11 protein-coding genes are annotated in these 18,984 nt (G+C 65.0%); 6 read left to right on the top strand and 5 right to left on the bottom strand.

Features of this window, described 5'->3' with window-relative positions; genetic code table 11:
- The first annotated feature begins 167 nt into the window (after nt 1–167).
- Entirely contained in the window at nt 168–812 is a 645-nt protein-coding gene (locus AC1MBE_RS01055; RefSeq protein ID WP_479780224.1) for a hypothetical protein, read from the top strand.
- Between the two features lie 267 nt (nt 813–1,079).
- Here AC1MBE_RS01055 and AC1MBE_RS01050 read toward each other — a convergent pair whose 3' ends face one another.
- Complete coding sequence (locus tag AC1MBE_RS01050) at nt 1,080–7,064, bottom strand: PKD domain-containing protein (protein WP_479780223.1); 5,985 nt, start codon at nt 7,062–7,064, stop codon at nt 1,080–1,082.
- Between the two features lie 582 nt (nt 7,065–7,646).
- Between AC1MBE_RS01050 and AC1MBE_RS01045 the strand changes: the two genes are divergently transcribed.
- Nucleotides 7,647–8,726, top strand: coding sequence for an alkaline phosphatase family protein (locus tag AC1MBE_RS01045; protein WP_479780221.1), 1,080 nt, complete (start codon nt 7,647–7,649; stop codon nt 8,724–8,726).
- A gap of 21 nt (nt 8,727–8,747) precedes the next feature.
- Here AC1MBE_RS01045 and AC1MBE_RS01040 read toward each other — a convergent pair whose 3' ends face one another.
- Nucleotides 8,748–9,164, bottom strand: coding sequence for a serine acetyltransferase (locus AC1MBE_RS01040; protein ID WP_479780220.1), 417 nt, complete (start codon nt 9,162–9,164; stop codon nt 8,748–8,750).
- 95 nt (nt 9,165–9,259) lie between these two features.
- Nucleotides 9,260–10,612: an O-antigen ligase family protein gene (locus tag AC1MBE_RS01035; RefSeq protein ID WP_479780218.1), complete on the bottom strand. Its 1,353-nt coding sequence runs from the start codon at nt 10,610–10,612 to the stop codon at nt 9,260–9,262.
- A gap of 230 nt (nt 10,613–10,842) precedes the next feature.
- Between AC1MBE_RS01035 and AC1MBE_RS01030 the strand changes: the two genes are divergently transcribed.
- The 3 genes from AC1MBE_RS01030 to AC1MBE_RS01020 all read left to right on the top strand — a co-directional run bounded on the left by AC1MBE_RS01030 (nt 10,843) and on the right by AC1MBE_RS01020 (nt 14,949).
- Nucleotides 10,843–12,414 carry a hypothetical protein gene (locus AC1MBE_RS01030; RefSeq protein ID WP_479780217.1) on the top strand — a complete coding sequence of 524 codons (1,572 nt, stop codon included), beginning with the start codon at nt 10,843–10,845 and terminating at the stop codon, nt 12,412–12,414.
- Complete coding sequence (locus AC1MBE_RS01025) at nt 12,411–13,997, top strand: lipopolysaccharide biosynthesis protein (protein WP_479780216.1); 1,587 nt, start codon at nt 12,411–12,413, stop codon at nt 13,995–13,997. The genes AC1MBE_RS01030 and AC1MBE_RS01025 overlap by 4 nt, the downstream gene beginning before the upstream one ends.
- A 61-nt stretch (nt 13,998–14,058) precedes the next feature.
- Nucleotides 14,059–14,949, top strand: a complete 891-nt coding sequence (locus tag AC1MBE_RS01020) for a sulfotransferase domain-containing protein (protein WP_479780214.1) — start codon at nt 14,059–14,061, stop codon at nt 14,947–14,949.
- On the opposite strand, the gene AC1MBE_RS01015 is transcribed toward AC1MBE_RS01020, so the two are convergent.
- Nucleotides 14,946–16,283, bottom strand: coding sequence for a phosphotransferase family protein (locus AC1MBE_RS01015; protein WP_479780213.1), 1,338 nt, complete (start codon nt 16,281–16,283; stop codon nt 14,946–14,948). The two genes, AC1MBE_RS01020 and AC1MBE_RS01015, sit on opposite strands and share 4 nt — an antisense overlap.
- Nucleotides 16,284–16,596: 313 nt before the next feature.
- Here AC1MBE_RS01015 and AC1MBE_RS01010 point away from each other — a divergent pair, with 313 nt between their 5' ends.
- A complete protein-coding gene (locus tag AC1MBE_RS01010; protein WP_479780212.1) occupies nt 16,597–18,060 on the top strand; it encodes a carbohydrate binding domain-containing protein in 1,464 nt (487 codons plus the stop codon).
- A 15-nt stretch (nt 18,061–18,075) separates the two neighbouring features.
- Here the strand turns inward: AC1MBE_RS01010 and AC1MBE_RS01005 are convergent, their stop codons facing one another.
- A complete protein-coding gene (locus AC1MBE_RS01005; protein WP_479782710.1) occupies nt 18,076–18,984 on the bottom strand; it encodes a glycosyltransferase family 2 protein in 909 nt (302 codons plus the stop codon).

Here is an 18,984-nt window from a genome sequence, read left to right as displayed (position 1 = left end):
CCGCCGCTGACCCCGGGTTAGCGCCCGCACCCTGTATCCGGTTCTAAGCCGGGGGCTATAGCCGGCACCCCGGGCTGTGTACGATACGATCATCGCCCGAGCCGTGGCAGAGTTCCGATAACTTAGCAGGCCCCGGCGAAGGTGGCGATTATCGAGGGAGACTAAACATGTCCGAACCGGGTCAGGCCCCGAGATTCAGGTTGCGCACCATCGGCATAGTATTCGCCGCCGTCGTGCTGGCCGCCTTGCTGGTTCTGCTGATTGTCACGCAATCCTCCCCCAGCGCGGGCCGGGCCGACGCCCAGGGTAGTTCTTCGCAGTCTGCCGCGCCATCGGCCGCAAAGCCCTCGGCCGGCGCGTCGGCAAGCGCTACCCCCGCCGTCGTTGTTCCGGTCCCTGTCGCGGCTTCGGCGGCCAAGAACGCCACTGCTTACGTGGGCACAACGGCCGCGCTGCTTGCCAAGGTGACTCCGCCGTCCAAGAACGAACTCTCCGCACTGGCCACCGGCTCCGCCTACGACTCCCTGATGGCAAGAACCACCGAGTTCAAGGCCAACGGCTGGCACCTGGCCGGCAAACCGAAAGTGGTGTCAACTAAGGTGGTCCGCTACGAGCCGAGCGTAAAGCCGCCCACCGTCACCCTTAATGTTTGCATCGATTCGTCGGCCGTTTCCGTGCTGACGACTACCGGAGCGACGGTCCAGAAAGGCAGCGTCAAGGACCGGTCCTTGAATGTCATGACGCTGGTGCAGTCCCCGACGCGGGCCTGGCTTGTCAGCCAAGTGACCTTCCCGGACAACCCGGCCTGCTGATTCCCTGAGCCACCCGACGGCGGGTCACCCCTGCCCTGCGACAGCGCGGCGGCAGCCCAGGCCGGCCGACAGCAGGTTCAACCAGCCGGGTCGTCGTTGCGCGGTGGGTCCGACAGCCCAGGCTGACCAGCAGCAGGCTCAACCCGTTGGGCATCCGGATGGCGACAGCCCAGGCTCACCAGACAGAGAAGGACCCGCCGGTCGCTGGTACAGCTGCCGACGGGTCCATCTGATGCTCATGGCGGCGGGGGTGATGCCCGCCGCGGCTCAGGGTTGCTTAGTCATCGTGGCCTTGAGATCGAAGCTGACGTCGGGCGTCGCGCGGTAGTTCAGATGAGTCTCCACCGCGATGGTGTTGATGCCTTCCACCAGCACGGACAGCGGCACGTTGATGGACAGCGGAGATGCGTTGGCGTTCGCTGTCCTGACGGCGGTCAACGCGTACGTTGAAAACGTCACCGCCCCCGCGGGCATATTCTGCCGGGCGACCTCTGTTCCGTTGACGTACACCACCACCCCGTCGTCGGCCACGGTGTTCAGCGTCAGCTTCGAGACCTTGGCGAGGTTGTCCACATTGAACTGATTGAGGAAGTACGCTGCCAGCGGCCGGCTGCTGGTCGGCGGGGGAACATCGATGTTCGTTCCCAGGCCCGTTGTGCCGAACCCGAGCACCGCCGTGCCGATCTTCCAGGACGAAGCATCAAACCCGTTGTTCTTCCACCCTGCATCGGGCGCCGTTGACGCGTAGCGCCAGCTCCACGGAGACTTCGCCGGCACCACGGCCACATCCACCGGTGCCGTCACCGAGGTGACTGTCACCGGAGCCGTTGCCACGCCGGTCGCACCCTTGTTGTCCGTAGCTGTGAGCGTCACCGTGTACGTTCCAGCGGCGGCGTAGGTGTGCGTTGCCGTGACACCGGTCCCGGTGGTGTTGTCACCATAGTCCCAGGCATACGATGCCATCGTCCCGTCAGGATCCGCCGACGTGGATCCGTCCAGCGCCACTCCCAGTCCCGACACCGTCGAGGTGAATTTGGCGACCGGGGCCTGGTTTGGCACCGTCCCGCCGACGGTTGCAGTGGCATTCAGGTCGAAGCTGACGTCGGCCGTGGCGCGGTAGTTCAGATGTGTCTCGACGGCGATGGTGTTGGCCCCGTTCCGCAGCAGAAACACCGGCACGTCCATCGTCACCGGGCTGGCCGCGGCCACCGAGGTGCGGATTGCACTCGATGCGTAGGTATTGAACGTCACATTTCCGGCAGGCATATTGCTCCTGCCCACCTCGGTTCCATTGACGTACACAACCACGCCGTCGTCGGCGACGGTTTTGAGCGTCAGCTTCGAAACGCTGGCCGCGCTATCCACCGTGAATGTCTTGATGAAATAGGCAGCGAGCGGGCGCGTGCTGGTTCCCGTGCTGACATCCACATTCGTGCCCAGTCCGGTGGAGCCGAAGCCCAGGACGCCGTTGCCGGTCTTCCAGGACGAGGCGTCGAAGCCGGATTCCTTCCAGGCCGCCGGGGGCGCGGTTGCTTCGTAGCGCCAGCTCCAGCTGGATTTCGCCGGAACAGCCACCACATCCACCGGTGCCGGTGCCGTCACAGCCACCTGGTCGGTCTTTTCATCCGTCGCGCCCTGGTTATCCGTCACGGTGAGCTTCACCGTGTAGGTTCCCGCAGCCGCATAGGTGTGAGTCGCAGTCGCACCCTGACCGAGGGACCCGTCACCGAAGTCCCAGGCGTAGGAATCAACCGTGCCATCCGAATCCGAAGAGCCCGACCCATCCACCGTGATCCCCAGATCCTTCACCGTCGACGTGAATGATGCCACCGGCACCTTATTCACCGGTGCCGGCGCCGTCACGGCCACCTGGTCGGTCTTTTCATCCGTCGCGCTCTGGTTATCCGTCACGGTGAGCTTCACCGTGTAGGTTCCCGCAGCCGCATAGGTGTGAGTCGCAGTCGCACCCTGACCGACGGACCCGTCTCCGAAGTCCCAGGCGTAGGAATCAACCGTGCCATCCGAATCCGAAGAGCCCGACCCATCCACAGTGATCCCCCGATCCTTCACCGTCGACGTGAATGATGCCACCGGCACCTTATTCACCGGCTGCACGGTAGTGCCGAGCTGGTAGTGCGAGGCCACCTGAGCCGCCGTCAGTGCCGAGGCGTAGACGGCGGCCTCGTCGAGGGTGCCGGCGAAGAACGAGCTGCTGGAGCCCCACGTGGTATCGCCGCCGATCCGCCAGTAGCCCGTGTAATCCTGGGCCGCCGTCTGCGGATTGGTGCCTACCTCGGCACCGTCCACGTAGAGGACCATGCCGTTCGAAGACTGCGTCGCCACCACCGAGTGCCACATCCCGTCGTTGTAGGCATTGGGTGTGGTGATCGTGTTCATTTGGCCGGTCCAGGTTCCGAATACCAGATGGCCGTCATCCTGCATGTACACATGCCGGTCATAATTGCCGGAGGTTCCGGTTGCGCTGCTTCCGAACCCAATCAGCTTCCCGCCCCGGGTGGTAGTGGTGTTGAACCACACCTCCAGGGAGTAGGTGGTCGGGTTGGAGAACGAGTTGCGGCTGGCGACCAGGCCGGAGTTTCCGTCAAAGGTGCCCGCGGTGCTCGTCCCTCCCGGCAGCGCCCCGGCAGCGCCCAACGTGACGCCGCCTGAGTAGTCTCCGGCGCTGCCGGCCGGGCTGGAGTCGTTCGCGGTGGTACCGTCGCTTTCACCCAGCCGGTAGTACAGGGCGGGGTCATCGCCGTAGATGGCGGCCCCGTAGGCATCCGCCGGTGCGGGCCGGGTGATGGCTACCGGGTGGGTGACCGAGGACGTCAATCCAAGGTCGTCGGTCAGGGTCAGCGTGACCTGGTACGTGCCGGCAGAGCCAAAGGCATGGGTGGTGGTTACGCCCGTTCCTGTGGTGCCGTCGCCGAAGTCCCACGCGTAGCTGGCGATGCTGCCGTCGTCGGTGGAGTCTGAGGCGTCCAGAGCGGCCGAACCGTCGCTGACCGTGGAGCTGAATGCCGCTGCCGGGGCCAGGTTGCCGCCGCCGAGGTGATAGTGCTGGGCCACCTTTGCCGCTGTCAGTGCCGTCGGATAGACGGCTGCCTCGTCGATAGATCCGGCGAAGAACGGGCTGCTGGAGCCCCAGGTGGTGTCGCCGCCGATCCGCCAGTACCCGGAGTAGGGCTGGGCCTGGGTTTGCGGATTCGTCCCCACTTTGGCGCCGTCCACATAAAGGACCATGCCGTCGGAGGACTGCGTCGCCACCATCAGGTGCCACTTGCCGTCGTTGTAGGCGACGGAGCTGGTAATCGTGTTTGCCTGCCCTGTCCAGGTGCCGAACAACAACCGGCCATCGTCCTGCATGTATACGTGCCGGTCGTAGTTATTCGATGTCCCGGTTGGCTGGTCCCCGAAACCGATTAGCTTTCCGCCCCGGGTGGTGGTCGTGTTGAACCACAGCTCCAGGGAGTACGTGCCGGGGTTGTCGTAGCTCTTCTTGCTGGCCACCAGGCCGGAGCTGCCGTCAAAGGTGGCCGCGGTGTCGGGCGCGCTCGGCATCTCCCCGGGGGAGCCGAGGGTCACGCCGCCCGAATAGGTTCCCGGGCTGTTGGAGGTGCTCGAATCCGCGGCGGTGTCGCCGCTGCTCTCGCCCAACCGGTAGTAGAGTGTGGGATTCTCACCGTAAACCGCAGCCCCGTAGGAATCCTTCGGCGCAGGCTGCATAATGGTCAGCGTTTTGGTCAGGCCCGCGCGTTCACCGCCGTTGTCGGTGACGACGAGCCGGACCTGGTAGATGCCGGCTGCGGCGTAGGTGTGGCTGGCCTTGGCACCGGATCCGGTGCTGCCGTCACCGAAGTCCCAGGCGTAGCCGGCGATACTCCCGTTGTCGGTTGATCCCGAGGCGTCGAAGGTTTCAGTCCAGCCGTCGTTCGTGGAGGTGAAGGCGGCGACAGGTGCGGGATTACCACCGCTGGTGGGAACTGCCGGCGAGCTGGCCGAAAGGTTGCCGGCGGCGTCGACGGCACGCACGAAGAAGCGGTTCTCCCCGCCCTTCGGGACGGTGATGCTCGTTCCGGTGGTGATGGCCACCACCCGGTCGTTACGCAGGATCTGATAGGAAACGCTGCCGCTGTTGTCGGTGGAGGCACCCCACGTCAGCTTCACCGTCGTCGTTCCGTCCGACGACGGTGTCACGTTGCCCGGGGTGCTAGGGGCGGTCGCGTCCGTCTGCGGGAAGCGGGCGAAGCCTCCCGCCCACCTGGACACCGACGTCCGCGTTGCAGCGGTGGCTATGTCTCCTCCTGCCCACAAGGTGCCATTGCTATCTACCACGGAGGCCCACACACCTTCGGCCTTCGTGGCACAGGTGATGGTCGGGCTGAAGGTGGGGACAATCTGGCCGGTCGCCGCGTCCCACGCGCCGATATAGCTGAAGGCGTCAGCTTGGGTCCAGCCCGTTCCCACGTCCGGCCAGGTGAAGGCGTTGGAATAGTTCCAGTCGTGGCCGTGCGAGCCGGCGTAGAGGATGCCGGTCTGACTGGACGTCATCGTCTGGAAGTCTCCGTGGTTCTTGCCAATGTTGCCGGAGAGCCGGTCGAACGTTGAGGGGGAAAAGCTGAAGAGCCCGTGCTCGGAGCCGCCGACCCAGACGCGGTCACCGATGGCCCCCACGGTCTGCTGGTAGTCCTTGGTGTTGCTCCAGACCGGATTCCAGGCCGGGGTGGCCAACGGGGCACCGGCAACGGTCTCCACGGCGGCAGCCCTGCGGGCAGTCATTCCGTTGGCGTTAGAGAAGAAACCTGCGGCGTACACCCGTCCCCCGTCCGCGGAGGGCGAGATCCCCATGACTGTCCCGTCCATGTTGGGGTTCCAGTTCGGATCCGGTGTGCCGTCGGCCAGCGACACGCGGCCCAGGGCCCGCGCATAGATGCCCGCATTCGGCGTGCTGCCTCCGCTGAGGTGGGTAAAGGCGCCCCCGAGATAGAGCCAGTTCCCGTTGACGGCCAGATCCGTCACCCTCGAAACGTCTCCGGTAAGGCGGTTCTCCACTGCCGCTGACCAGTTTGTTGCCGTGGCGCCCGTTGTCGGGTTGAGAGTCACGAGCGAGGGTGACGGCGCGCCGTTTACGCTGGTGAACATGCCGCCCGCCACAACGTTGCCATTCGGCAGGACTGCGAGGGACATCACCGAGCCGTCCAATTTCGGGGCGAACCCTGGAAGCAGCTGGCCGGTATTGACGTCAAAGGCCGCCAGGAATGCTTGCGATACCTTGTCAGCCCCGGTGGAATTAGCAGCGCGCTGGACGGCGGTGAAGTTACCGCCCACGTACATCGTGTTGCCGCTCTGGACGAACGCCTGTGAGAGCACATCCCCTTCCCGTTTCGGAGCCGCCGGATCGGCCAGACCCCAGGGGCTGTCCAGCGCCAAGGATGCAGCGACCGGCACATTCGTTTTCGCGGCGCTGCCGCTGTCTCCGATACGGGTGAAGCCGGCGTCCAGGGAGGTGACCCGGGGGCGGAGATACATTTCCGTGTAGGGACGGGCCGAGCCCAGACCGTCCGCGGCTGACCACAGGTAACTGGTACTGCTGCTGGTGCCGGTGACAGTTGTGCCGTAGGAGAATCCCTGGGTGTAACCCTGTGCCTTGTCTGCGAGCGTATTGGTGCTAATCCGCTGGTAGGCATCGTCCGCCCCAAAGTTGGAGGTCAGCCCTCCCCCGCCACGAACGCCGTCGAAGGTGTACCAGGCCACCTGGTGCTCTGCGCTGAAAGTCCAGACCCAGCGGTCCTCCTTGTTCGTGTTGAAGCGGGCTTCCTGCCACTGCGTGCCGTCCGCATTCATCGCACGCTTGAGCCGGATGCCGTCTGCCAGAGCGTCCGGGCGTCCGCCATTGAGCAAACCTTGCACCACGGTGGCCGAGTACTGCGTCGTCGCTGACGACATGGGGCTCAGTCCGGCAGTGCGCAGCGCCGACGGCGAGCCTTTCCCATTGTTGTTGACGACCCAGCCTTCCCGGCCCTTGCCGATCAGGACCCAGCCGCCGCCGTCGGTGGTCATATCGCAGTAGAACTGCGCGGGGGCATCCATGGCCGGCGTCAGCAGCCAATAGGTGCCGTTGGCGGCCGCAGGGGTGTCCTGCTTGATTTCCCAGCAGGAGGCAGCGGCCGTCGCTGACGACGAGCCGTTCCGCACCACCACCGGTGCCGCCGTGGCCGGCGACGGATTGGCCACCAGTGCCGATAACACGATTGAAGCGATGGCCAGCGGGCCAACTATTTTTGAAACTTTGCGCGCCCTCGACACAGGGAGCCCCCTTAAAAAGAGACCGGAATGCGCCGGGAAGAGGCGCATTCTTGAATTCCGGACCCTCCCCAGAGCCGGAGAGTGAAGCAAGAGTATGACGGCGGGCCCGGTAAAAGTAGGGTGGAGCAGGGCATCCGGCTACCTGAATCCCGTCCTTCGCTACCCGTCTAATCTGCTGCACTACTTACCCCCAGTGCGGCGCCACCTGAACGCGGCTAACGGAGCAGCAGGAAGTCTCCGGCCGCTGTCCGGGCCGCCACGAACGCGGTTCCAGCGGGTCTACTTCAGCAACCCTGGACCCCCATCCGTAGATGGGACTACCTATAGACCCGTAAGCGAGCTGGTGCTAGTTGTTGAGCCAACAAAGCCGCTGCACCAGCGAACTGAGGGAATGGAAACCAGATGAGGCCGCACCGCAGTACCTCCGCCCGAACCAGCCGCAGGCACCCGGGCAGGTTATCGCCGCCGGCCCCAGCAGTTGCCGGCAGGGCGCTCACCGGACGGGCCGGCAGGGCCCTTGCGGGCGTGGCTGCGGTGGCCCTGGCATCCCTTCTGTCGGGGTGCAGCAGCCAGTTGGCCGGGGCCGAACCGGGAGCGGGCGCCGCCCCCGGGGCCGTGTCGGCAGCGACCAAGCCGGCTCACGTATTTGTCATTAATCTGGAAAACACCAGCTACAACCGGGCCTGGGGCGCGACATCACTGGCGCCATACTTGTCCCAGACGCTGCGGCAGCAGGGCGTTCTCCTGACGTCCTACTATGCCGTGGCGCCCAGCTCGCTGCCGAACTACATAGCGCAGATCTCCGGACAGGGCCCCAACCCGAAGACCATGAATGACTGTGCTGTCTACCACGAGTTCACACAAACCGGCACGGCGTCCTACGGGCAGCTTGCCGGCTTCGGCTGCCTCTACCCAGACAGTGTGCCCACCGTTGCAGGGCAGCTGAGCTCAGCGGGGCTGACGTGGAAGGGCTACATGGAGGATATGGGCACCGCTTGCCGGCACCCAAAGCTGAACGCCGCAGACACCACCAAGGTGCCCAGGATCGGCGACCAGTATGCCACCCGGCATAATCCGTTCGTGTACTTTGCCTCGATCACCGACTCGCCCGACTGTTCCAAGAACGTCGTGGACCTGTCCGGTCTGACCGCTGATCTGAAAGCTGCGGGCACTACCCCCAATCTTTCCTACATCACTCCCAATACGTGCAACGACGGACACGATTCCCCCTGCGTCGATGGGACGGCAGGCGGTCTGCCCACGGCGGATGCGTGGTTGAAGAAGTGGGTTCCGGCGATCACCTCCTCCCCTGCCTTCGTGGCGGACGGGATGCTGGTCATCACCTTCGATGAGGGCGACAAGGAGGTAGGTGAGAACATCGATCGGGGGGCGCCGCTGCAGGCGGTGTTCGGCCCGGGAGGGGGGAAGGTGGGCGCCCTGGTGATTTCGCCTTTCGTGCGTCCCAATACCTCGTCGGACACTCTCTACAACCACTACAGCCTGCTTGCCAGTATCGAGGACACGTTCTCCTTGCCGCATCTGGGCATGGCGGGGGTTTCCGGATTGAACCACTTCGGTTCCGACGTATATAACGCCACCCGGTAGCCCCGGGGTGCGGTCGGCCGCTCATACGGAGTTCGTGTCCGCCGAAACATCCAGCGGCGGACGCAGCACCGACGGGTTCCCTATCGCCATGTACCCCGGCGGTACATCCTTGGTCACCAGGGCGCCGGCGGCAATGCGGGCTCCTTTGCCGATTCGGATGCCGCCGACGATGATCGCCCCGGCGCCGATCTCGACGTCGTCTTCGATCACGGGGCATGGCCCTGCGGCACCCTTGTTGCCGATGGTGACGTTCTGCCGGATGCCGACGTTGTTGCCGATGACGGTCCGGTCATTGATGACCACGCCGACACCATGGTAGACGCGCACGCCGGAACCGAGCCTGGTGCGCCAGGGAATCTCGACGCCCAGCACCCACTCCACCAGCAGCCTGTACGCTGCTCCGACGACGACGGCATGCGGCCGGGGGCGCCTGTCCAATGGCTTGCGGCTTGCGTGCGCAATCCGGTACAGAACCATGACGAACTGGCCCTTGGATTGGCCGCGGTTTGCCTTGATATCGTTGCGGAGCTCGCTTAGAAGTTCGATGGGAACACCCCTTTGCCCGGCGGCCGCAGCCCCCGTTTCAGTGCGGCTGCCTTCTGCAGGCCGATTGACCCTGCGATCAGCATAAGCGCCAGGCCCGACGCGAGCATGCCGTAGTAGAACACTTCCACTATCGACACCAGCAGGACGGTGTTACAGGCCAGGCCCACCGGATCCGAGAGCCGCAATGTATAGAAGAACATGACGACGAACGTGAGTAAGAAGAAGGCTGCCGCAAGGAAGCCGTGGGAATAGAGCACCATCCAGATCTGACCTTGAGTTCCCACCGACGGTGCGCCAATGGTGACGGATGGCCGGGGCGCACCGAAACCAAAAATGGGTGACTTAAGCGTTGCGTTCAGGGCTTCGACATAGAGGGACTCGCGGTCCTGGGTGGTACTGCTGACCCCGAGCCGGTTCTGCAGGCGTTCGGTGACGGGAAGGACCTGGACGATGATCGCTACCAGAATGCCCATGCCCAGCAGCGCGCCAAGGCCCTTCCGGTTTCCGGCCAGGGCCATCCGCATGGCGGCGTAGAGGAGCGCGATGCCAAGGCCCAGGAACATACCGCGGTTAAGGGTCAGGAACGCCGGTATGAAGGAGACCGGTATGGCCGCGAGCACCAGCCAAAAGCGGCGGCTCCTGCGGACGTGCCAAAGGTAGCCCACCACCAGCGGCAGGAGCAGAGAGTAAGCGGCGCCCCAGTTGTTCGTGTAAAGGAAAGGCGCGCTGGGCCGCGGGTCGATGTAGTTCCACGCGGTGGGGTTAAATTGCGTCAGCCGCCGGATGGCCATTTGGTTGACCAGCTCGTTCCGCATCAGGGATTGCGGCAAAACGTAGCTCAGCGGGGTGTGGATCACCACGGAGGGAAAAAGAAGTCCCAGATAGCCACCCAGCACCACGACCGCCCAGAACACCGTCAGGCAGCCCAGGATATATTGCACCTTCAGGTGCGCTTTGGCGTTGTAGACGTAGACGAAGATGACAGTCAGCGCCAGATAAAGCAGCAGCCGGTAAACAAAGCCGAGCATGCGCTCCGGTGAGTCGATAGCGATCGACGAACACGTCATCCAGAGCAGGAAAAGCACCCACACCGAAAATCCTTTCGGCACCCGCACCGAACGGAACCGCACCAGGTACAGGAACATGATTCCGCCGACGCCGATCCAAATGAGATCGCTAAGGCCGGCGAGCCACCACATGGGGTAGCCCAGGAAGATCAGCGCGAACGGCCAGCGCGGTAACTCAGCGGTGGCCCCGAGTCGTTCCCGATCCGCGCGCTGAACAGAAGTTCGGCGCGGTCCCGCGACGCCGACTGTTCCGGCCGGGAGGTCCGTGTTCATGCCTGGCGTCCTTTTAAGAAGTTATCGGGCTGCTTGCCTGTCGGCGTTCAGTATGACAACCGGCACATTGATGGGCAACGAGTAGTTCCTAGGTAATACCTGCGCACAAGTACCTATATGCCCCCGGCCAACCGGGCTATATCGTCGAGCCATCAGCCCCGGCCCGGCGCTGAGTCAGGTCTCCCGTTTTGGGCGTATTGCCGGCGATCTGTCGGCAGATTGAGGAACAAATGGACGAGAATTCTTCCGTCGGACTCGGTCACTACGCAGTAGTTTTGCGACGGCAATGGAAAACGATTGCACTGGTCACCGTTCTGGGGATCGGCGCCGCCGCGGTCTACCTGGGCTTGACGCCGACCTCCGTGACGGCTTCCACCGTCGTTAACCTCAACGTCATCACCACTGATCCCTTTAACCCCGCCAAAGCGAGCTCGGCGCTGCTGGACGCCTCCACAGAGCAGCAGCTGGCGAGCTCCTATGTGGTGGCGCAGTCCGCCGCGGCCAACCTGGCCCACGGCGACTCGGTGGCAGCGCTCCGGGCCGGGGTGAATGTCACGACGTTGGCCAACGGTACGACAATGGCAATTTCCTACACCTCGAGCACTGCACAGAACGCCAAGGCGGGCGCGGATGCGCTCGCCAACTCGTACCTCTCCTACCGCCAAGGACAGGCTGAGGAACGGAAGTCCAAGCTCCAGGGCCAACTTCAGCAGCAGCTCTCGGGCCTGCAGAAAGCGCTTCCGCGCGCCGGCGGCAGTGCACCCTCAATCCTCACCCAGATCGGGAGTGTCCAGTCCCAGCTGAACCAGCTGTCCCTGATCGACACGAGCGGCGGGACGGTGCTGAATCCGGCAGCACAGAACGAAGTGAGCTATCAGCCCCAGCCAGTGACGGTGATGCTCACCGGCTCGCTGGCCGCCTTCGTGGTGGGCCTGGTGTTTGCGTTCGCCGTCAATATGCTGGACCGGCGCGTCCGGGACTGGTTTGACGTGCGCGGGGCGGGCGCGGGCCCCCTCCTGGTCCGGTTTGGCGCCTCCCGTGCAACGATTCCTGCCGCGGGGACGGACCTGGACCAATTTCGGGTGGTGCGCGAACGGCTGCTGGCCAGCTCGAACAACCGGCTGCGCACCCTGACCGTTATCGATGAGACCAAGCAGTCGCAGCCCTCGGATGTGGCTGCCAACCTGGCCGTCGTGCTGGCTGAAGCCGGAACCCGCGTCGAGTTGATCGTGATGGGGGCTTCGGATGAACAAATGAGGGTCTTGACGGCTGGACTGCAGCTGGACAGCCATGCTGCCGGGGCCGATGGCCGCATATTCAGGTCCGCCCTCGTCCAGTCCCTTACGGTGTTCCAGCCACACCGCGGAAGGACCATCTTCGACGCCGATGATTTCGTGACTGAAGCGGTACGCCGGGAACTCATAGGACGCGAGTCGGGCCAAGTGATCATCCTGGCTCTGCCGCCGTCAGCACCGCACGCGAGCCGCCTGGCAGCCGGCCGTCTCTCCGACTTCGTTCTGCTCGTCGGGGAATGCCTGCGGACCCGGATCGACGCGTTGGCTCTGAACGCCGCCGAAATGAGTGATATCGAGGCCCAGCTCGCGGGAACCGTACTGGTCCCCTCCGGGCGCAGGGTCCTTGACCCGGAAGGCCCCACCAAGGAGGGCCGGCACCGGGACGTCGAAAGGCTGGCCAAAGCGGCCACTCCCGGGTCAGTCCCCAAGGTGCTCCTTGCGGGGACAGCTTCCAAGGCGTCCTTTTCCGATTCACATTCCAAAGCCGGAAGCCGCAAGTCATCGTGAGCGCTGCCGGGGTGGAGCAGGCAATTGTTCGGGGGACGTCCCCCCACAGCGCCGAACGCCAGCAGGCCGCACGCGGCGGCATCATCGGAATCCTGGGAGCGGCGATCGGCTCCCTCATGGGCTTTGCGCTGACGTTCATCCTGGCCCGGGCACTGGGCGAGGCGGGCTCCGGCGTCGTGCTGCAGACCATCGCCATCTTCACCATCGTGCTGGGCCTGGCAAAAGCCGGCATGGACACTGCCGCCGTCTGGATACTCCCCCGCCTGGAGATCTCGGACCGGTCCAAGCTTCGGGGCGCCACGACGGCCCTGCTCCTTCCCACCGCCGTCATCGGGAGCGTGTCGGCACTGCTGATGGCCGTACTGGCTCCCTGGCTCGGCGCAGGGGGTGACGCCGACAGCCTCCAACTGGTGCAGGCGCTGCAGGGCGCAAGCTGGTTCCTGCCCGCGGCTGCCGTCACGGTGGTTGCGCTGGCCGCAACCCGCGGACTCGGAAACATTGTGCCGTTTGTGGCCATCGGCAATATCGGCCTGCCGATCGCCCGGCCATTGTTGGTGCTGGGGGCCTTCGGACTCGCCGGTCTCGGTCTGGGCTCGCTTCCGGTGCTGGCATCCGTCGCGTGGGCTGCGCCGGCGGCGATCGCGATGCTGGCTGCCCTGACGATTCTGTGGCGGCGCGTCGACGCGCACGGACGGGGTGCCGGCGGGCACGGGACGTTGTGGCCGGGCCGTGAGCTGAATGTCCAGATATGGAAGTTCGCGCTGCCCCGCTGGTTCTCCTCGGGCGTGGAGCAGTCGATCATCTGGTTCGATGTGGTGCTGGTGGGCCTGATCGCCGGGGCCGGTGCGGCCGGCGTCTACGGAGCCGCCAGCCGCTTCGTCAGCGCAGGGCTCATCGTAGCCACCGCCATGAGGATGGTGATATCGCCGCGGTTCAGTGCCCTGCTCAGCGAGAACAAGACGCGCCAGGTTCAGGATCTCTACTCCACCACGGTCAGCTGGATAGTGCTGCTGGGGGCACCGATCTACGCGCTGTTCATGTTTTTCGCCCCGACCGTCCTTGGCTGGCTCGGCCCCGGTTTCGAGAGCGGAAGCACGGCACTGATCGTGCTCAGCGTAGGCGCCATAGCGTTCCTGATGGCCGGGAACGTGGACGCCTTGCTCATGATGAGCGGCAGAAGCGGATGGATCGCCGCGAACAAGGTCATTGTGCTGGCTCTGAACGTGATCGGGAACTTGTGGTTGGTTCCGCTTTGGGGCATTACGGGCGCGGCGGCGTCCTGGGCCTTCAGCCTACTGCTGGACTCCGTCCTGGCCTCTGTGGAGAGCCGCATCTTCCTGGGCATCAGGTTCGGCGCCCGGCGGGTCTTCTACGCTCTGTTTGTCTCCGGCGTCTGTGTTGTTCCGATCAGCGTTCTGACCAAGGTGCTGATGGGCCAGTCGACGGCGGCCGTTTTTGTCGCCGGCGGCTCCAGCATGGCCGCTCTTGCCACGTGGTGCTGGTTGGACAGAAAACGGCTTCACCTGGACGATCTTGCCCTCCTGTCCCGCACCCCGCGCAGTAAAGCACTGGCCGCCGCCTAGCCGCCCCTCCGCAGAACCCGTTCCTGCCCAAATCATTTCCTGGACCAATGAGGAGTCTGCAATGGTTGGACTTAGCGACATCAAAGACGCAGCACCCAGATGGATGAAAGATGCCGGGGACCTGGTAACCCGGTCCTACGCCAAGGGGACCGTGGGCGCGAGGCCAACGCCGGATTTCCTGATCGTCGGCACCAAGCGCGGCGGCACCACTTCCCTGTACAAGTACCTTTTGATGCACCCGGGTGTCCTGGGGCTCTTTCCGCAGGTGCGCGGCAAGAAGAGTACGGATTACTTCTTCAAGGAGCGCAACCGAGGCGAACTCTGGTACCGCTCGCACTTCCACACGGAGTCGTACCGCAATCTGCTGTCCCGGAAACTGGGCTACCGTCCGATTAGCGGTGAGGCGTCACCGTACTACCTCTGGGACCCCCGGATCGCGATGCAGGCCCGCGCGGTCTCCCATGACATCAAGGCGATCGCGCTGCTGAGAGATCCAGTAGAGCGCGCCTATTCCCATTACCAGGAGAGGGTCCAGAACGGCGTCGAGCCGCTGAGCTTCGAAGCGGCGCTGGCTGCCGAGGACACGAGGCTGGCGGGCGAGCTCGGGAAAATGGCTGCCGAGTCCGGGTATTACAGCGCCGCCCATGACTTTTACTCCTACCGGGCCCGGGGGGTGTATCTGCCACAGGTGCAGAACTGGCATCGGGCGTTTCCGGAGGGTCAGTTGTTGATCCTGCGCAGCGAGGATATGTACGACGACGTCCAAGGTGCCTTCAACCGCGTGTGCGATTTCCTTGGCATACCCCAATACGACCTGCCAACGACCAGAACGTTTAACGCCAGCGCCCGGTCCAGCATGCCCGAGGCCGCCAGGGCAGAGCTCACATCCTATTACGCCCCGCACAACAAGGAACTTGCGGATTATCTCCAGCGGGAGCCGCTCTGGGGCTAAGCGGATCCTTCGGCCGGCGGTGTCGTTGACGCTGCCAGGTCGGCAGTTGACGCCTCGGCCGGGCCCCGTCCCTCCGGATCCTCAAGGAGTTCACGGGCGGCGCCGAGCATGCCAACCAGCTCCCGCTCGGAGACCCAGGAGGAGGCCCAGCCCCCATTGCGGACAGCCAACGTCCATGCCCGTTCGGCTACCACCATCGCGTAGACGCCCGCCAGCACGGGCCAGGCGTGCCGGGCGACACCCGCTGCCTCGAAAAACGGTCCGGCGTCAGCCACGGCACGGAGCAGATTGGCTGCCATCGGGCCCTCGCCGCGTTCGCGCCTGACACTGAACATCCAGTGCACCGCGTCGAGGCCTGCGACCGCATCGGGCTCGCACGACTCCCAGTCCCAGCACCACAGGCGCCCATTGGAATCCCGTGCGGTGTTCCAGGGAACAAGGTCACCGTGCCAGCGTTCAGCCACCGGCACCAACGGATCCCGGGTACGCAACAGCTCTGCCAGGCCGGCCAGGGCCTGGGCCAACTGCGGTTCGGACGCAGGGTCAAGGGCAGCCAGACGGCGGCCCAGAGCCTGGAAATGGTCGGTGGAGGACAGCGCATCCACCCTGCAGACGGGGCACAGGGCAAAGAGCTCCTGGGGGGTGGGGCCTTTGACACGGCCCCGCACCGCGCGGACGTCCAGGGGCAGGGGCTCAGTCACCAGATAGGGAAACGTGCCGCGGGTTCCAACGGCCAGCAGTGCGGGGGCCCGCACCGGTCCGGCCAGCGCGGCGACGGCGCTCAGGGCGCCGATTTCCGTCCGGACAAATTCGCTGCTGCTCTCGTTCCAAGCCAGTTTGGCATACCCCGCCGGCTTCCCCGCGCCGTCCACCAGCTGCAGCGTCGGCTTGCGGTTATCGCCTTCCCTGATGCCGATTGACGCGAACAGCTGGCGCCCGCCAGCGCCGGAGTGCGGGCCGTCCTTGCCCGCCGTCGTGCCGCTGTCGCTCAGCTTGGCCGCCACGGCGGCAAGCGGCAGCGCTTCCTGAGCTCCCGGCACCGGCCCCACGCGTTCCTGAACGGACAACCTGTTCAGGACCGGCCGTACACCCAACCGCGCCAACGATCCCAGCAGGATCCGCGCCATATTGACTTTGCCGCGACGCAGCGACCGGTACTGGAGCAGACTCGCCGCCGTGACTCGCGGCGTCGCCAGCGGGATCAGCAGCCGCGCCTGTGAAGCGTTGGGAAGCACCCAATACGATTCCACCTCGCGCCACTCATCACCGGGAGCGGGGTTGAGGACAACACGGATCTGCCCGGCAGCGACGGGCAGACGCCAGAGCTGCTCCACCAGAGTGTCCAACGGCGACGTGCCCGTGCCGTCCACAACGCGTTGCACTCGCCACGGCCTGCGCATAATCGGTCCCTCCGCCGGTTCCCCCACACTGCCGCTGCGGCACGTGGTCCCATTGTGCACGAAATTGCCTCCGTGATACACGGGTAATTTGAGGCGCCGCCCGCGTAGCACCTGTGGGAATCCGTGACGAAGGGTTGTACAGTCTCTTCACATCAACACGGCCGCCCTGACCTGATTCGAAAGTCCTGATCGCAGCCGGGTCTCACTATGCGTCGTGACCAACGCCCTCGGGCGCAGGAGCAAGCCTATGAACCGCTCAAGAGACATCGGGGACACCCCGGGGACCGGTGCCGTCTTGCCCCTGGCCCGGGCAGCCTCCGCGCACCGGAGCCGCCGCCGGCGGTTGGTTGCCGGCAGCTGCACGGCCCTGGCCGTTGTCCTGGGCCTTGCCGAGGCCGGCTCTGCTCCGGTTGTGGCGGGTCCGGCAGAGCAGGTGGTTAACGGCGGTTTCGAAGCTGGCATCTCTGGCTGGCGGACCAATGACAGCAGCACCCAGGAGCTGGCCGTGGTGAGCGGGGGCCACAGTGGCGGGCACGCCGTCGAGCTCACAACGAAACGCAAGCAGACAGCCGTCCTGAACGACGGACTCAATACCGTCAGGGCCACCAAAGCCGGAACGCGCTACACCGTAAGCGCCTGGGTCCGTACCGACACCCCCGGCATATCGGGTCAGGTGCGGGTCCGCGAGGAGCAGGGCGACGTCCCGCTCACCGGGTCACCCTTTCACCTGACGACCGAAAGCTGGACGAAGATCGCCTTCGATGTCACGGCCGCCTATGACTGTTCGTCCATGGACCTGAACATCCTGGCGTGGGGCTTGGCACCGGGCCAGTCTCTTCAGGTGGATGATGTCTCCATGCACGAGGTACCTGCCGGTGCGCCGGCTCCCGACCCTGTGCCGCCGTCGGGAACCGTTTTCGGCTCCAGCTTGGGACAGTCGAGCTCCGGCGGGACGCGTGAAGAAGCGCTGGCACGGGAGGAATGCCGGTTCGGTTCGCTGGGGACCGTCCGGCTCTTCGACGATGCGCTTCCGTCCAGCTGGTCATCGCTGGAAACGTTCAAGGGAAAGTCCCTGGTGATCTCCTTCCGCCCGCCGCCGGAGGACGTGCTGGCGGGCACCTTCGATGAAGCCCTGCTGGCCTGGTTCAAGGCGGCCCCGCGGGACCAGGAAACGTACTGGTCCTACGTCCACGAACCCGAGGCCGAAATCGCCCGCGGTAAATTCACTGCGGCCGCCTACCGGGCGGCCTGGCAGCACATTGCGCGGCTGGAGGACCAGGCGAACAACGAGCACCTGCACTCCACCCTGATCCTGATGGGGTGGACCGTGAACCCTGCTTCAAAGCTGAACTGGAAGGATTACTACCCGGGTGAGGGCTACATCGACGTCCTGGCTTGGGACCCTTATAACGACGCCGGGAGCGTTGCCGGTCCCTCGACCTACCCGGACCCGGCCAAGGTCTTCGAAGACGTCGTTGCGGTGTCCAAGGCCGCGGGGAAGCCGTTCGGCATTGCCGAGACCGGAAGCCGGCTTATTCCCTCGGACCCCGGCGGGGAGGGGCGAGCCGCGTGGCTTACCAAGGTCGGCGCATACCTGAAGGACCACAAGGCCCTCTTTGTGGCGTACTGGGATTCCGCGGTCGGTGTCGGCGACTATCGGCTGACGGACGCGCCTTCGGCCGCGGCCTGGCGGAAGCTGGTCAGCGGCTGAGCGGCAACCCCGCCGCTAGATGCCGCGGCCCCGTTTGTGGAGTGCCTCCATGACGCGCGCCGGAGTCACAATCCCGCACGCGACGGCGGCGGCCAGCGGCACGCGCGGTTCCAGGGGATTGCGCTTGGCAGCCGATGCTGCCCAGCGCAAGGCCGTTCGCCGCTCACCCATGGCCGCGTGGGCGAACGCCAACTGGCCCCTGATCCGGGCGGAACCCGCGGGCACCGTGTCGAACTCGGGGTATTTGTCCAGAATCCATGACAGACCGTCACACATCGTTTGCCAGCGGCGGAAGAAAAAGGACTGGCTCCCCCACCTCACTGTTGCCGACAGCCGGCGGACATGGGCAATCGGCCCCCGGCGGGAAACCCTTAGGAGAAATTCGTAGTCTTCGCCGAACCCTCCCGGGACCTCTTCGTCCACCAGACCGAAGCCGTCCAAGACGGCGGACCGCCACATCAGGAACGTTGAGGGATGGAGTTCTGTGTGCCGGTCGCGGAGCAGATCGGCGAAACTGACCCAGGACTTCCCAAGCGGGCGGTCGTAGGACTGCCCGTCGTAGGCGACCGAAATATCGCAGGTCACGAACTCAGTGCCGGGGTTGTCCGCCAGCGCCTGCACTTGCGCCTCGACCTTGTGCCGCAGCCAGAGATCGTCGTCGTCACAAAACGCGATGAACTCCCCCGTGGCTGCCTCGATGCCGCTGTTGCGGGCACCGGCCAGCCCCGGCTTCCGCCCGTTAGTCAGAACACGCACGCTTCGGGTCGCTGATTCCTCCGCTAGTGAATAATCAGGGTCCGATTGGTCGAAGACCACCAGGACCTCGATGAATCCGGCGTAGGTCTGCGCCATCACGGCGCTGATCGCCTGGCGCAGCATCTCCGGGCGGTCCCTCGTGGCAATTATCGCCGTGACCCGTTCCAT

It is taken from the genome of Arthrobacter sp. BG5, from assembly GCF_056680155.1.
The sequence above is the reverse complement of the archived record's forward strand: the minus strand, read 5'-3'. Positions and strand labels throughout refer to the sequence as shown.

What these genes read in the sequence shown, in the direction of transcription:
- AC1MBE_RS01055 (WP_479780224.1), top strand. Translation starts at nt 168, where the DNA reads ATGTCCGAACCGGGTCAGGCCCCGAGATTCAGGTTGCGCACCATCGGC.
- AC1MBE_RS01035 (WP_479780218.1), bottom strand. Translation starts at nt 10,612, where the DNA reads ATGAACACGGACCTCCCGGCCGGAACAGTCGGCGTCGCGGGACCGCGC.
- AC1MBE_RS01030 (WP_479780217.1), top strand. Translation starts at nt 10,843, where the DNA reads ATGGACGAGAATTCTTCCGTCGGACTCGGTCACTACGCAGTAGTTTTG.
- AC1MBE_RS01020 (WP_479780214.1), top strand. Translation starts at nt 14,059, where the DNA reads ATGGTTGGACTTAGCGACATCAAAGACGCAGCACCCAGATGGATGAAA.
- AC1MBE_RS01010 (WP_479780212.1), top strand. Translation starts at nt 16,597, where the DNA reads ATGAACCGCTCAAGAGACATCGGGGACACCCCGGGGACCGGTGCCGTC.
- AC1MBE_RS01005 (WP_479782710.1), bottom strand. Translation starts at nt 18,984, where the DNA reads ATGGAACGGGTCACGGCGATAATTGCCACGAGGGACCGCCCGGAGATG.